General features: G+C 68.3%; 13 protein-coding genes. 4 read left to right on the top strand and 9 right to left on the bottom strand.

Translation table 11 applies throughout. The annotated features are described in order from the left end of the window. Nucleotides 1-4: 4 nt before the first annotated feature. The 5 genes from ACFYO1_RS43135 to ACFYO1_RS43115 form a co-directional block, all read right to left on the bottom strand. A complete protein-coding gene (locus tag ACFYO1_RS43135; RefSeq protein ID WP_387245335.1) occupies nucleotides 5-622 on the bottom strand; it encodes a putative glycolipid-binding domain-containing protein in 618 nt (205 codons plus the stop codon). 51 nt (nucleotides 623-673) lie between these two features. Then, nucleotides 674-2,548, bottom strand: a complete 1,875-nt coding sequence (locus tag ACFYO1_RS43130) for an ABC transporter ATP-binding protein (RefSeq protein ID WP_387245332.1) — start codon at nucleotides 2,546-2,548, stop codon at nucleotides 674-676. Continuing rightward, nucleotides 2,545-4,401, bottom strand: a complete 1,857-nt coding sequence (locus ACFYO1_RS43125) for an ABC transporter ATP-binding protein (protein WP_387245329.1) — start codon at nucleotides 4,399-4,401, stop codon at nucleotides 2,545-2,547. Before ACFYO1_RS43125 ends, ACFYO1_RS43130 begins: the two co-directional genes overlap by 4 nt. A gap of 394 nt (nucleotides 4,402-4,795) precedes the next feature. Further along, nucleotides 4,796-6,688 (bottom strand): long-chain-fatty-acid--AMP ligase FadD32, encoded by a 1,893-nt coding sequence (gene fadD32 / locus ACFYO1_RS43120; protein ID WP_387245659.1) that lies wholly within the window; start codon nucleotides 6,686-6,688, stop codon nucleotides 4,796-4,798. Between the two features lie 109 nt (nucleotides 6,689-6,797). After that, nucleotides 6,798-8,045: a KasA/KasB family beta-ketoacyl-ACP synthase gene (locus tag ACFYO1_RS43115; protein WP_387245326.1), complete on the bottom strand. Its 1,248-nt coding sequence runs from the start codon at nucleotides 8,043-8,045 to the stop codon at nucleotides 6,798-6,800. Between the two features lie 391 nt (nucleotides 8,046-8,436). Between ACFYO1_RS43115 and ACFYO1_RS43110 the strand changes: the two genes are divergently transcribed. The 3 genes from ACFYO1_RS43110 (at nucleotide 8,437) to ACFYO1_RS43100 (ending at nucleotide 11,040) form a co-directional block, all read left to right on the top strand. Further along, nucleotides 8,437-9,570 carry a DNA cytosine methyltransferase gene (locus ACFYO1_RS43110; RefSeq protein ID WP_387245656.1) on the top strand — a complete coding sequence of 378 codons (1,134 nt, stop codon included), beginning with the start codon at nucleotides 8,437-8,439 and terminating at the stop codon, nucleotides 9,568-9,570. Between the two features lie 59 nt (nucleotides 9,571-9,629). Then, nucleotides 9,630-10,061, top strand: coding sequence for a very short patch repair endonuclease (locus ACFYO1_RS43105; RefSeq protein WP_387245653.1), 432 nt, complete (start codon nucleotides 9,630-9,632; stop codon nucleotides 10,059-10,061). A 277-nt stretch (nucleotides 10,062-10,338) separates the two neighbouring features. Continuing rightward, nucleotides 10,339-11,040, top strand: a complete 702-nt coding sequence (locus ACFYO1_RS43100; protein WP_387245323.1) for a DUF998 domain-containing protein — start codon at nucleotides 10,339-10,341, stop codon at nucleotides 11,038-11,040. Here ACFYO1_RS43100 and ACFYO1_RS43095 read toward each other — a convergent pair whose 3' ends face one another. Next, the gene (locus ACFYO1_RS43095) at nucleotides 11,041-12,612 is read right to left on the bottom strand and encodes an esterase-like activity of phytase family protein (RefSeq protein WP_387245320.1); all 1,572 of its coding nucleotides are present in this window, start codon (nucleotides 12,610-12,612) and stop codon (nucleotides 11,041-11,043) included. A gap of 126 nt (nucleotides 12,613-12,738) precedes the next feature. Between ACFYO1_RS43095 and ACFYO1_RS43090 the strand changes: the two genes are divergently transcribed. After that, nucleotides 12,739-13,470: a maleylpyruvate isomerase family mycothiol-dependent enzyme gene (locus tag ACFYO1_RS43090; protein WP_387245317.1), complete on the top strand. Its 732-nt coding sequence runs from the start codon at nucleotides 12,739-12,741 to the stop codon at nucleotides 13,468-13,470. Between the two features lie 141 nt (nucleotides 13,471-13,611). Here ACFYO1_RS43090 and ACFYO1_RS43085 read toward each other — a convergent pair whose 3' ends face one another. From ACFYO1_RS43085 to ACFYO1_RS43075, 3 genes are all read right to left on the bottom strand, one after another. Further along, on the bottom strand, nucleotides 13,612-14,085 hold the full coding sequence (locus tag ACFYO1_RS43085) for a hypothetical protein (protein ID WP_387245314.1): 474 nt from the start codon (nucleotides 14,083-14,085) through the stop codon (nucleotides 13,612-13,614). Nucleotides 14,086-14,112: 27 nt separating this feature from the next. Further along, on the bottom strand, nucleotides 14,113-14,490 hold the full coding sequence (locus ACFYO1_RS43080; RefSeq protein ID WP_387245311.1) for a hypothetical protein: 378 nt from the start codon (nucleotides 14,488-14,490) through the stop codon (nucleotides 14,113-14,115). A gap of 95 nt (nucleotides 14,491-14,585) precedes the next feature. Then, nucleotides 14,586-14,918, bottom strand: a complete 333-nt coding sequence (locus tag ACFYO1_RS43075; RefSeq protein ID WP_387245308.1) for a cupin domain-containing protein — start codon at nucleotides 14,916-14,918, stop codon at nucleotides 14,586-14,588. Nucleotides 14,919-14,965 lie beyond the last annotated feature (47 nt).

Below are 14,965 nucleotides of genomic sequence, written 5' to 3'. Positions count from 1 at the left end.
ATTGTCAGATGCGCTCGGCGAGACCCGGGTAGTCGAGCAAGAAGCCGTCGGCGTCGACGGTGACCGTCGCGCTGGAGACCGGGGACAGCACGCTGATGCCGTCGGCGGCCGCGCTGTAGGTCAGGCTGGCCTCCTGGACCAGCAGGTCGGGCAGGCGCACGTAGACGACCGGCACCTGGACGTCGTGCACCGCATGCTGCAGGTCGAACCGGCGGATCGGCAGCGTGTTGAAGAACGGGCTGAGCACCACGTCGACGTCGAGCGCGCCGGCGAAGGTCGAGCGCACGTGGCTGCCGCCCGCGTCGACCAGCCAGTAGTTCTCCTCGTCCCTGGCGATCGACGCGTGCCGCTCGCCGGCCGCGGTCGTGGTGCGCAAGGAGAGACGCTTGGTCGCGCCGCTCTCGTCGGTGACCAGATCGTAGGACGCGCTGAACGCCGGATGGTCGTCGCACGCGCCGCCGATCATGCGACCGGCGGCGCGGATGCGATTGCCGTTCAGCGTCACGCGGACCGACTCCATCCGGGACGCGTTGTGCGCGCGCCAGGTGAGAATCGCCGGCCAACGGGAGGCCGGTGGCGTATCGGGGCCAGAGGCTTGGCTCTCGGGGGCTGGGATCGTCACGTATCTACCGTAAGCGACACCGGGCCATAGACAGCACCACACCAGCCCGCATCACACGAGCGATTCCCGCCACGCCGCGTGCAAACTGGCGAACCGGCCGGTGCCCGCGATGAGTTCGGCCGGGGAGCCGTCCTCCACGATCCGCCCGGATTCCAGCACCAGCACCCGGTCGGCGATGGCCACGGTGGACAACCGGTGGGCGATGATCACCGCGGTCCGATCGCGCAACACCGTCTCCAGCGCCTGCTGCACCAGCCGCTCACCCGGGATGTCCAGGCTGGACGTGGCTTCGTCCAGCACGATCACCGCGGGATCGGCCAGGAACACCCGGGCGAACGCGACCAGCTGCCGCTGCCCGGCGGACAGCCGCCCGCCACGCTTGCGCACGTCGGTCTCGAAGCCCTCGGGCAGCGCCTGCACGAAGTCGTACAGCCCGACCGCGCGGGCCGCCGCGAACACCTCCGCGTCGGAGGCGTCCGGCCGGCCGAGCCGGATGTTGTCGGCCACCGAGCCGGAGAACAGGTAGGACTCCTGGGTGACCATCACGACATTGCGGCGCAGGTCGGCATCGGAGATGCGACGCAGATCGACCCCGTCCAGGGTGACCGTGCCCGCGGACGGGTCGTAGAACCGAGTCAACAGCTTGGCCAGCGTCGACTTGCCCGCACCGGTGGCGCCGACCAGCGCGACCACCTGTCCCGCCGGAATATCCAGCGAGAACTCCGGCAGCACCTGGCGCTCGCCGCCGTAGCCGAACGACACCCGATCCAGCAGCACCGCGCCGCGCGCCTTCGCCACCGGAGTCGGGTCGGCCGGCTCGGCCACCGAGGGCTCCTCCTCGAGCACGCCGGAGATCTTCTCCAGCGCCGCGGCCGCGGACTGATACGAGTTGAACACCTGCGCGAGTTCGTCGAGCGGACCGTAGAACTCGTTGAGGTACAACAGATATGCCGCGAGCACGCCGACCGCGATGTGGCCCTCGATCACCTGCCACGCGCCGACCACGATGATGATTACCGTGGTCAGGTTGCCGAGCAGCCTGCTCAGTCCGGCGTAGTCGCCCATGCCGCGCATGGCCTTGGTGGTGGCCTGCTGGTAGTCGCCGTCCTCGTAGGCGAGCACCGACTCGTTGCGCTGCTCGCGGCGGAACGTCTGCACCGCGCGCATGCCGCCCATCGACTCGACGAACTGCACGACCACCTTCGCGATGGCGCCGCGGGTGTGCCGGTAGCTCGCCCGCTGCCTGCGCTGCGCCCACCGGGTGACGAACACCAGCGGCACGAAGCCGACCAGCACGATCGCGGCCAGCGTCAGATCCAGGTAGATCAGCAGCACGGCGATGGTCAGCACCGAGAGGATCGCGCTCAGCGCCTGATTCAGCGCGCCCTCCAGCAGCTCCTGGAGGGTCTCGATGTCGCCGGTCAGCCGCGCGACGACCTTGCCCGAGGTGTACTTCTCGTGGAAGGCGACGCTGAGCCGCTGCATGTGCGTGAACGAGCGCACCCGCAGGTCGAACAGCACGCTCTGGCTGAGCCTGCCGGACACCCGCAGGAACAGGAACGTGGTCAGCCCGCCGATCAGCACCGCGGTGAAGTACCCGCCGACCGCCCAGATCAGCGGGGTCCAATTCCCTTTGCGCCCTTCGCCGATGCCGTTGTCGAGCCCGTGCGCGATGAATAGCGGCGCGGACACCATCGCGGCGTTGTCCACCACGATGAGCACCAGCGCGAGCGCAGCCAGCTTGCGGTACGGGCGGACCAGGTCGAGCAGCAGTCGCCGGGATCGCCCGGCCAGCACCAGGTTTCCGGCCTGGGTGACCTCCTTGTCCTCGCTGGCGATGCCGCGCCAATCGGCGGCCTCGTCGCGCTGGACGGCCGAAGCCTCCTCTTGGACAACGTCCTTCGACACAGCCGTGTCCGTGCTCACTGCTCCTCACCTCCCATCAGTTCTCGATATCGGCTGCTGCTGCGCAGCAATTGATCGTGGGTGCCCTCGGCGACGATCCGGCCATCGGCCAGCACCGCGACCCGATCGGCCAGCGCGGCCGTCGAGGGGCGGTGCGCGACGAGCAATGTCGTCGCGCCGGCCAGCACGGTGCGCAGCCGTTCCTGCACCCGCTCTTCGGTTTCCACGTCGAGCGCGGACAGCGGGTCGTCGAGCACCATGATCCGGCTGCGACGGCGTTCGCCCACCCCGCCTTCGACCGTCCCCCGGTCCTCGCCCGCCCCGCTCAGCACGGCACGGGCCAACGCGAGCCGCTGGCGCTGGCCGCCGGACAGGCTGAGTCCCTGCTCGCCGATCCTGGTGTCCAGTCCCCACGGCAGTGTGTCCACGAACTCGGTGGCCTGCGCGACGTCCAGCGCCCGCCGCACGTCGGCGTCGGTGGCGGACGGGTCGCCGAGCGCGACGTTCTCCCGCACGCTCGCCGAGAACAGCACCGGCTCCTCGAACGCGACCGACACCAGCGAGCGCAGATCGGCCAGCCGCATGGTCGCGATGTCGATGCCGTCGATGGTGATCACGCCGCCGGACAGGTCGTACAGCCGCGGAATCAGGTTGAGCAGCGCGGTCTTTCCGCTGCCGGTCGCGCCGACCAGCGCGACCGTCTCACCGGGGCGGATCTTGAGCGAGACATCGTGCAGCACCTCTTCTTTCGCATCCGGGAAGGCGAACTTCACTCCCGTCAAACGCAATTCGCCGACCATCGTCTCCGGCAGCTCCACCGGATCGGCCGGATCGGCGATGTCGACGGGGGTGTCGATGATCTCCCAGTACCGGTCGCCCGCGGTGCGCGCGTCGTTCAGCTCGGCGAGCAGGAAGCCGGTCCAGATGATCGGCCACTGCAGGAAGTTCGCCAGCGTGATCGCCGCGACCAGGGTGCCGAGCGTCATCGTGCCCTGCACCACGGCGTAGCCGCCGTAGCCGAGCGCGAACGCGATGGCCAGCTGTGGCAGGCCGGTCATGGCCGACCACAGCCGCGCGTCCAGGCGCACCTTGTACATCTCGGTCTTCTGCAACTCGCGCGACTGCGCGAGGAACCGGCCGCCGAAGAACACCCCGCGACCGAACGCCTTCAGCACGCGCACGCCCTGCGCCGATTCCTCGGCGGTGGTGGCCAGGTCGCCGGACTGGTCCTGGGACCGGCGCGACGCGATGGAGTACTCGCGCTCGAAGCGAACGCAGATGTAGGTCAACGGGATCGCGATGATCACGAAGATCAGCCCGATCTGCCAGTTCAAGAACAGCAGCACCAGCAGGCCGACCGGAATCAGCACGAAGTGGATGATCAGGAACGGCCCGGCGAACGCGACGAAGCGGCGCAGGGTGGCCATGTCGTCCACCGCGCGCGAGAGCAGCTGACCCGACTCCCAGGCGTCGTGGCGCCCGATCGCCAGCGACTGCAACTTGCGGAAGATCTTGGCGCGCATGGTGATCTCGACCATCGTGGCCGGCTTGGACACCAGCCACCGGCGGCCCCAGACGCCGAAGGCTTCCAGCAGGCCGAGCGCGAGCACCAGCGCGACCGGCGCGAACACGCCCGCGAAATCGCGGCGCGCGATGGGTCCGTCGATGATCTTGGCGATGATCAACGGGATGACGACCGCGGTCAGCGACGAGAGGACCGCGAGCGCGGTCGCGGCGAGGAGCGCGCGCCGGTACGGGCGCACGTACGGCCAGAAACGGCGCAGCGAGTGCAGGCGGCCCGGCGCGGACGCGGCGGGCCGCTCAGGTCTGTCGGCCTCCGGATCGACGGTTGCGACGTCCAGTCCGACTGACATAGTGCCCCCTAGAGGTCTGTGGATGGTGGTGGCGAGAACCGGCCCACTCGGTGATGTTCGCACCGAGGTCCGACATTTCAGGGTGGCAGCATCGCCCCGATCAGCCAACCGATTTTCCGGGCCCGGCGATTCCCCCGCGACCGCGTTCGTGCTGGATATCACCGCTTGCCCGCAGGTCGCGCCGTCCGTCATGAAGCAAGCAAACAACCTCGAGCAATCTTCAGGTCAAGGGGTGTCGCGCTGAATAGACTCCACGGCGACACGCGAGGCCGTGCACACGTTCCGTGGAAACGGGACATCGAACGACCTCGGCGCCCAGATCCTGGGCGCCGAGGTCAGTGAATTCGAATATTCGGACGAGGTCCGGCTCTAGCGGACCCCCGCGCTCTCCCGTTCAGCGGGCGTCCGGGAAGGCCTGCTGCTGGTAACCGCCGCGCAGCGTGCCGTCCAGATACGCGGCCCGGCAGGCCCGGCGCGCGATCTTGCCGCTGGAGGTGCGCGGAATCGAACCCGCCGGCACCAGCAGCACATCGCGAACGGTGACACCGTGGCGCTGCGAGACGGCGGCGCGAACCGTGTCCGCGACCGGCTCGGTTTCGAGTTTGCCCGCGCCGGTGTTGCGCTCGGCGACGATGACCAGCTGCTCGGAGTTGTCGTCGGCGTCGAACTTCAGGCCGGAGTGGCTGCCTTTCTCGAACACCAGCGCCGGCAGTTCGTTGGCGGGCACCGAGAACGCCGCGACGAAACCGGGCCGCAGCGCGGTGCTGGATTCCTGCGCAGAGAACTCCAGGTCCTGCGGGTAGTGATTGCGGCCGTCGACGATCACCAGGTCCTTCACCCGGCCGGTGATGTAGAGCTCCCCGTCGAGGTAGGCGCCGTAATCGCCGGTGCGCATCCAATGCGCGTCCTCGGGTGTGCCCTCCGCGTGACTGCCCTCCGGCTGACGTACGGCCAGCTTGGCCCGGAAGGTGGCCGCGGTTTCCTCGGGCTTGCCCCAGTAGCCGATGCCCATGTTCTCGCCGTGCAGCCAGATCTCGCCGACCTCGCCGTCGGCGCGCTCGACGCCGGTGTCCGGATCGACGATGGTGGCCCACTGCGACAACGCCACGTATCCACAGGACACCTGGGCGATCGAATTGTCGGCGCCCTGCTCGACCTCGACCATGCGGCCCGAATTCAGTTGGGCGCGATCGACATACACCACCCTGGCCTCGTCCTCGGCCTTGGTCGCCGACACGAACAGCGTCGCCTCGGCCATGCCGTAACAGGGTTTGATCGTGGTCTTCGGCAGCCCGTACGGCGCGAACGCCTCGTTGAACTTGTTCATCGACGACACCGACACCGGCTCGCTGCCGTTGATCAACCCGATCACATTCGACAGGTCGAGTTCTTCACCCGGCTTCGGCTTACCCCGCGCCGCCGCGTGCTCGAAGGCGAAATTCGGTGCCGCGGCGAAAGTTCCGGCGCCGTCGGAGGCCGCGGCCAGTTCCTTGATCCAGCGGTAGGGGCGGCGGACGAACGCGCTCGGCGACATAATGGTGATGAATCCGCCGCCGACGGTCGGCAGAATCACGCACAGCAGTCCCATGTCGTGGAACAGCGGCAGCCAGGTGACGCCGCGCGAATTCTCTTTCACGCCAATGGCATCGATCATCTGCAACAGATTGGTGCCGACCGCCCGGTGGGTGATCTCCACGCCCGCGGGCGTTCTGGTGGAACCGGAGGTGTATTGCAGGTAGGCCACGCTATCGATATTGATATCCGGCCGTACCCAGGTCGCGCCGACGCTGTCCGGAATCGCCTCCACCGCAATGATCCGCGGCCGCTGCGCCGCGGGCAGGTGCCGGAAGAAGTTCCGCACGCCGCCCGCCGCGGAGCCGACCGTGAGGATCGCCGCCGGCGTGCAGTCGCTGAGCACCGCGGTGAGCCGGTCGGTGTGCCCCTGCTCCTCCGGGTCGAACAGCGGGACCGCGATATTGCCCGCGTAGACGGCGGCGAAAATGGAGACGACGTAGTCGAGCCCCTGCGGCGCCAGAATCGCCACCCGGTCCCCGGGCTGGGTCACCTGTTGCAGCCGAGCCGCGACGGCTCGTAGCCGGACACCGAACTGCCGCCAGGTCAGCTCGTGGTACTCACCGTCGCGTTCCCGCGAATAGTCGATATAGCGGTAGGCGAGGTCGTCGCCGTTCTCCGCGCTGTGCTTGTCGACGAAGTCGATCAGGGTCTTGTCACCGCGGATTTTGATATTGCCCTGGTCGTCCAAATAGTCGTCGAAGGTCTCGTCGATCATCGCCTTATCCTTTTGCCAAAGCACGCACACAGGCCGTGCAGTTACACCGAACACAGGTCGATAACGAAGCGTCGGGAAGGCTAGCAGGTGCGCAGCCTTCCGACGCTCAGTACCGCCCGAAGGCGATCGCTACGTTGTGTCCGCCGAAACCGAACGAGTTGTTCACGGCGTAATCGATTCGACCGGGCCTGCTCTGTCCTTTGACCACGTCGAGTTCGATTTGCGGGTCCTGATTGTCCAAATTCAGGGTGGGCGGGACGATGCCGTCACGGATGGACAGCACGGTGATCACGGACTCGAGCGCGCCGACCGCGCCGATCGAGTGTCCCAGTGCGGATTTCGGCGCGTAGACCGACGCGTGATTGCCCACCGCGGCCGAAATGGCTTGCGCCTCGGCGGTATCCCCGATCGGCGTGGCCGTGGCGTGCGCGTTCACGTGGGTGACGTCCCGCTTGGTCAGTCCGGCCTTCTCGATCGCCCTGGTCATCGCGCGCGCCGCGCCCTTGCCCTCCAGATCGGGCGCGACCAGGTGGAAGGCGTCGGACGTGATGCCGGCCCCCATGATTCGCGCGTGGATGGTCGCGCCGCGCGCCTTCGCGTGCTCCTCGGTCTCGATGATCATCATCGCGCCCGCCTCGCCGAACACGAAGCCGTCGCGGTCGGTGTCGAACGGGCGCGAGGCGCTCTTCGGATCGTGGTTGCGGGTGCTCATCGCGCGCATCATGGTGAACGCCGCGATCGGCACCGCCTGGATGGAGCCCTCGACGCCGCCGGTGACCACCATGTCGGCGTCGCCCATCACGATCATCTGCCAGGCGTTGGCGATCGCCTCCGAGCCGGACGAGCAGGCCGACACCGGCGTCACCACGCCCGCCCCCGCGCCCAGCTCGATGCCGACGCACGCGGCCGAGCCGTTGGGCATGATCCGCTGCACGGTCAGCGGCGAAATCTTGCGGTAGCCACCGTTTTTGATGCGGTCACGGGCGTCGACGATGTACTCGCCGCCGCCGAGTCCGGTGCCGATGGCGACGCCGAGCCGGGTCTTGTCCACCTCCGGGCTGCCCGCGTTGCGCCACACCTCCCGGCTCAGCACGGTGGCCATCTGCTCCACGTAGGACAGGGTGCGCGCTTCGGTCCGGGTCAGGCTGTCGGCCGGCGGGACCTTCAGATGACCGCCGATGCGGACCGGCAGCTCGAACTGCTCGATGAAGCTGTCCTCCAGGACATCGATGCCGCTCTCGCCGTTGAGCAGGCCTTTCCAGGTCGAGTCGACGTCGCCCGCGATCGAGGTCGTCGCGGCCAGGCTGGTCACGACGACGTTGGGAAAGCCCCGGCTTTTCGAAGGTATCTGCATGTTCGCTCACTTCCCTAGCGTGACGACTAAGAAATCTGTCGAGCTCAAAACCTTGTGGAGCAGTTGCATTTCGCATGCGGACGCGCCGCCTAGCACGTGGGGCGGCATCCGCGCGTATAGCGCTGGAGCGCAGGCAGATCAGCCTGCCGAGCCTGTCATCAGGGCCGCATACGCGATCGGCCGATAAGCATTATCGAGCAGCAGCAGACCGATCGAGTTGCTGACACGCGGACGGTACCAGGCCACCTTCGCGGACGCTCGGTCACGCCGTCCTGGCGCTGTTCGCGGACGCCGCCCGGCAACTCGAGTAACCTCTCCCCGGGCACGAGGCGACGTCGGCGGCGTCTCGACCGAAGACGCGAGGAAGGGACGGTCGGTGACGGGCGCGCGGATGGTCGGGCTGTTCGCCGGGATCGGCGGGCTCGAGCTCGGCCTCGGCCACAACGGCTGGCAGACCGAGTTGCTGTGCGAGATCGACGCGGGCGCACAGGGGGTGCTGGCCGCCCGGTTCCCCGATGTGCCACTGCATTCCGACATCACCGGCCTGCGCGCGCTACCCGCGGGCACCGAACTGGTCGCCGCCGGTTTCCCCTGCCAGGACCTGTCCCAGGCCGGGCGCACCGCGGGCATCACCGGCAAGCGGTCCGGCCTGGTCGACGAGGTGTTCCGCCTGGTGCGGCGCAAACGCGGGCCGCGCTGGCTGCTGATCGAGAACGTCCCGTTCATGCTGCAACTCGGCCGCGGCGCGGCGATGCGGCACATCACCACGGCCCTGGAGGAGCTCGGTTACACCTGGGCCTATCGGGTGGTGGACGCGCGCGCGTTCGGCCTGCCACAGCGCCGTCAGCGGGTCTTGATGCTGGCCTCCAGGACCGAGGACCCGCGCGGCGTGCTGTTCGGCGACGACGCGGGGCCGCGGATCGTCGGCGACCCGGATCGCGATCCGTGCGGGTTCTACTGGACCGAGGGGGTGCGCGGGCTCGGCTGGGCAGTGAACGCGGTGCCGACGGTGAAGGGCGGCTCCGCGCTCGGCATCGCCAGTCCGCCCGCGGTGCGGCTGCCGTCCGGGGAGATCGTCACGCCCGGCTTGGTCGATGTGGAACGCCTGCAAGGCTTCGACGCCGGCTGGACCGCGCCCGCGGGTGAGGTGCTCGGCGTCCGGCAGGGGCATCGATGGAAGCTGGTCGGCAACGCGGTGAGCGTGCGGATGGCCGATTGGGTCGGCTCCCGGCTGGCCGCACCGCTGGACCCGATACCCGGTGACCAGCCGTTACCGCCGGGAACGCCCTGGCCGGTGGCCGCCTGGGGACGCAACGGGACGGCCTATCGGGTGCCGGTCTCGACCTGGCCGGTGCACGAGCCGTACGAGGATCTGCGCAACTTCCTCACCGATTCGCGGCTGCTCTCGGCCCGGGCCACGGCCGGGTTCCTGCGCCGGACCAGCATGGGCAGCCTGCGGTTTCCGCCGGGCTTCCTCGACGATGTGGAGAGCCATCTCGATCGGATGGGTGGCTGGGCGGCATGAGCCGGCGACCGGACGCGGGGCCGGGATCGCCTGGCGACGCGCCCGAGGGCGCACAGCGAATTTCGAAAACCACGCAGCGCCCCGCCACGGATGCGGCGACAAGTGCGCGCATGGCCAAGCAGCGACGCACCGGAACCAAGCCCGAGCTGGCCTTACGCCGGGAACTGCACCGGCGCGGACTGCGCTATTTCGTCGATCGAGCGCCCCTGCGCGGGCAGCGGCGGCGCGCCGACCTGGTGTTTCCGCGACTCCGGGTCGCGGTCTACGTCGACGGTTGCTTCTGGCATCGCTGTCCGCAACACGCCACCGATCCGCGCAACAACGCGGAGTGGTGGGCCGCCAAGCTGGCCGGGAACGTAGCGCGGGACCGGGCGACCGACGCGGCGCTGATCGAGGCGGGCTGGCGGGTGATCCGGGTGTGGGAACACGAGGACGCCGTCGCCGCGGCCGATCGGGTGCAGGCCGCGCTGGGCCGGACTAGCGGGACTTGACCCGGACCAGCGTGCGTGGCGCGTGGGCGGCGAGGTAGCTCGACGCCACCATCACCGACATCACGATGACTCCGGCGGCAGCGGTCGCGTAGCCGATCATAAGGAACCTCCTTGGGAACGCTTCCATGACAGCCTGTCCGCCGAACCTGACAGGAGCCTGTGGAGTGAATGGCAAAGGCGTGTGTTTGATCCCATCGCGGTGGTGATCCCATGACTCGGCCGCCGCACTGACCTACGGTTTGAACATCGGTCCAGTGGCAGGTAGGAGAATGGGTCCGTGACAGATAGCCAACAGATCGCCGAACGGCGCGTGCGGGTGGCGTCCTTGGCGATCGCGGCGGCAATCCTGATCGCGGGGGTCTGCTACTCGTCCTGGGTGCTGGAGTTCGTGCTGAAGATCGACGTGGACCCGGTCAACTCGTTCCTCAGCGAACTGGACGCCGAAGGAAAGCCATATCGTGCGGTGTTCGCCACCGCCGACAAGATCGTCGGCGCCGTGCTGATCCCCGCCGCGATCGGCGGACTGCTGATTTTTCCGCGCCGCCGGTTCACCACGATCGGCTGGGTCGCGCTGTTCTGCTTCGGCGCGGCCACGATCGCCGATGTGTTGCTGCCGCTCAAGGACTGCACCGCGAGCGACAATGCGTGCGGCGGCGGCAGCGAGCTTTTCCCGCAACTGCACCAGCCGCACGCACTGTCGAGCACCATCGCGGTCACCTCGATCGCCGTCGCCACCTTCGCGTTCAGCCTGGCCGCTTTCCGCTATCACCGCTGGCGGATCCTGCGCGAGGCCGGGCTGGTCGTGCTGGTGGTCGGGTCGGCGGCGACCGTGTGGATGCTGGTCGCCGACAACCTGCCCGGCAACTACGCGCTCGGCATCGCCCAGCGGATCCAGGTGGGGTCGATGTCGCTGTGGCTGATCACGCTGGCCGCGGCGGTCATCCTGGAGGGCCGGGAGTGGATCGATCCGAACGACTAGCTACCTCACCGTCAGCTTGACGGTGTGCTCGGTGGTCTTCGCGGGCAGCTTGGTGGTGTCGACGAAGAGGATCTCGCCGCTGTCCTGGACGCCGTTGGGCAGCGTCTTGGGCTTCAGGCCGAACGGCGGCTGATCGCCTTTGCTGCCGGCCAGGCCGAAGTCGCTGTCGTTGGCGATGTAGAGCGTCTTACCGCCGTCCAGGGTGGCCACGCCCTCGATCTTGTCGTGCCCGAAGAACTTTCCGTCCGCGTCGAGATCCTTGACCAGGCCGTTCAGGTCGAGGTGCTTCGGCTTGGCCGCGGGGGTGACGCCCACCTTGGTCAATGCGGCGACACCGTCGGTGGTCGAGACCGGGCCGACCAGGGTCTCCAGTGGCTTGCCGTCGATCAACAGGCCGCCGTGTTCGGGATCGTAGTGCGCGCCGGGCACTTTCGAGTCGGGGCCGACGTCGGTGGCGTTGGCGATGTCGACGGTCCACAGCTTCTTGTCCGCCTTGGGCGCCTGGTTGCCGTCGCGCTCGTCGACCAGGAAGGTGGTCGCGCTCAACGCGGTGATCTCCGAGTCGGCGACCTTGGTGCTCTTCGGGTTCTCCAGCGGGACCACGAATTCCTTCTGCGCCTTGGTCTTCAGATCGACGGTGACGAGACGGGTCAGCGGCACCTCCTTCGCGGATCCGCTGAGGCCAGGGGTGTTCAGCGCGCTCTGCACCAGGCCGACCAGGGTGCTGCCGTCGGGGGTGATGGTCAGGCCCTCCATCCCCTGGTTCGGGGTGCGCAGCGAGAGTTCCCTGGGCAGGCCGGATCCCGGGGCCAGGCGCTCGAGTTCGCCGCCCTTGGCGTCGAAATGCACCAGGAACGGGCCGTATTCGTCGGACACCCAGAAGGTGCCGTCGGGCAGCGCGACCAAGCCCTCCGGATCGAGGCCGTGATCGGTGGGCGGCAACACGTTTCCGGCGAGGTCCTTGATGGTTTCGCCGGTGTTCGCGGCGACGTCGACCTGTCCGTTGAACGGGACGCCCGCCTTGGTGTGCAGGTCGAAGCTGGATTGCAGCACCGCGCGGGTGCCGACCAGCTTGAACCGGCCGATCTTGGGCACGAAACTCGCGGTCGGGGAAAGCTTTTCGTTCTTGCCCGGGCCGTCCACGTTCGGGCCGCGGTCGGTCAAGCCGTAGAACTCGTCCGTGCTGCCGGGCACCGGGGTCCAGGCCGAGCCGAAACCGCTGCCCTGCACCGTCGTTCCACCGAACTCGCCGAGCGGCGGAATGTCGGTGGTGTACAGGCGAACCGCGTCGGTGGTGGTCACCTCGAGGCGGTCGGATCCGGTGTAACCCGCATTCGGCGTGTAGACGACCGCGCCGTCCACCCGGCGGCTCAGCGTGCCGTGCTCCGGATCGGCGATGCGGACGGCGGCGCTGCCGCCCGTCTTGGCGAGCAGGTCGTCCAGGGAGATCACCAGCGGCTGATCCTTGGTGGCGGTGAAGTCGGCCGAGTCCGCGGACGAGCAGCCTGCGGCCAGCACGCCGGCACAGAGGACGGCGGCGGCGGTGATGCGAGGACGAGAATGAGCTTTCACCGGGACTGCCTACCGCGTCGATCCGACTTCTGGCCGACGCGCAGGTGACAATTCGGTGCCGATCGCCGGTCGGCGGCTACCCGGCGAAGTGCGGCGGGGTCCGATCCGGGTCGCTAGGGTCGCAGTGTGACCAGTGCCCTGCCGGAAGATCCCGTCTCACTCGACACCCTCGCCGAGGCGACCGATCGTCTCCTCGACACCATGCGCAAGCTCGGCAACGACGACGTGGCCGCGGCCTCGCTGCTGCCCGGCTGGAGCCGCGGGCATGTGCTCGCCCACCTTGCCCGCAATGCGGACAGCCTGCTCAATCTGTTGCTGTGGGCGCACACCGGGGTGGAGATCCTGCAATACGCGAGCATGTATCTGCGCGACTTCGACATCGAGGCCGGCGCCCCGCGGCCCGCCGCCGAACAGCTCGCCGACAACGAGGCCGCCGCGAAACGGTGGCTCGCGCTGGCGAATTCGCTGACCGAGGACACCTGGCACGCGGAAGTCCGTACCCGCCAGGGACGTCCGATCCCGGCCAGCGAGGTGCGCTGGATGCGGTTGCAGGAGGTCGAGATTCACCACGTCGACCTGAATACCGGGTACACGCCCTCGGATTGGCCCGCTCCGTTCACCGCCCGCATCCTCCAGCAGGCGACCGTCGACATGAACCGAATCACGGCCGCAGCGACCGAGCCGGTGCCGGCTTTCGAATTGCGCTCCACCGATACCGATTTCATCGGCCTCGTCGGCGCCGACTCCCCCGTCACCACCGTCACCGGCACGTCCGCCGCGCTTGCCGCCTGGCTGCTCGGCCGCTCCACCGGCGCCGACCTCACCGGCGATCTGCCCGCCCTGCCCGCCTGGAAATAGTCCGCCGCCGAGTCGTATTCGCTCAGCGAGTCCACCAGTTTGGCCGGCTCGGAGATGATCGAGACGGCGACTCAGATGGTGGACTGCTGAAAGACGAACAGCCTCGCCGGGTTCGGCGAGGCTGTCCGGTCGAGCGCTACGTCAGCGGACGGTGAACTCGAAGGCCGGGAGCGCCTGATGCGGCCGGTCCGTCGTGGTCGTGATGCTGATTCGGCCACGACCGGTGGGCAGGTCGGCGCGCCCGACCGCGCCCGGATTCATCGGCAGCGCGAATCCCCAACCGCCGCTGACGAAGACAGGCACCGAGCCGGAGTCGCCGGTGGTCAGGTTGCGCCAGTTCGCGAAGACGGTCACCGAGCACGGCGGGTAGACGAACAGGTAGTGCTGGATGCCGTACCAGACGCTGGCGGCGCCCGGCCCGCCGACATCGGGACGGTTTCCGGCATTGCCGGTGATCGTCGCGAAGGTGAGCGGGTCGTAGCAGAGGGTGTTGATGTACCCCAGCTGAGTGCCGAGCGCGTCGTCGGCCGCAGCCGTCGCGTTGGTGGTGAGCAGCGCGCCGGCGAGCAATGCCCCGACGATCGGGATCCGAACGAGCCAGTTGCGGTGTCGCATGGTCTCTCCGTGGGTGTGAGCCGAGCGTCAGCGGAAGGTTTCGTACAGCCGGGCGTCGGTGGCGATGCCGAAGTGCCCGGTGATGAATTCGTTGCACTCGGCCCGAGGGTGGGTCTGGGTCGCGTCCATCTCCGGATGCGGGCCCGCGTAGGCGTTGCGCTGACTTGATTGCCGGTAGGGGCCGACGCCGATGCCGTCGCGGGTGACGAAAACGCCGACGCAGTCGGCCTCCACCGTGAAATACCCGTCGCCACCGGGGCAGAACCCGGTCGCGCCGGTCAGCGATCGATCGAGGACGCAGTCCCTCGGCTCCGCCGCGGCCGAACCGGCGGTGGCGACGACCGCGGCCGCCGCGATGCCTAGAAGAGTCGAACTACTGATGATGCGGCGCCAGCTTGCTGTCATTCCGATCTCCGTTCGTTGGACCATCACCGCAATGTATCGGCCGTTTCCACCCGGAAGTGACAGGTTCGGCCGACCCCAATTCCATTGGCAGGCGTTCAGCCCTCGGGATAGAAGACGAACAGTGTGCACCCGGTCGTCGTCTGCGGGATGTGTGAGGAACCGGCCGGCGCATGGATGAAGGAGCCCGCGGGATAGTCCCGGATCCCGTCGTTGAACACCCCGGAGACCACGAACACCTCCTCGGGTCCCGGCTCGTGCACATCGATTCCTGCCCAGCGGGAATGCGGGTCCAGCTCGAGGAAATAGGCCTTCGCACCGTTCTCCCCGGCCCACAGCGAGCGAGCGCGGATGCCGGGGAAGAGCTCGCGCGCTTCGGCGTCCTGGGCAGTGGACCATTCGTAACCGGACATGTTCAGGTCTGTCGTCATGCAGCCAGCCTCGCGGCCGCGCGGTCCGCTGCCGAGTGTCAGGAATG

It is taken from the genome of Nocardia sp. NPDC006044 (assembly GCF_042871115.1).
Taxonomy (GTDB): Bacteria; Actinomycetota; Actinomycetes; order Mycobacteriales; family Mycobacteriaceae; genus Nocardia.
Note: the sequence above shows the minus strand (reverse complement) of the source record. Positions and strands in the feature narration are given on the sequence as shown.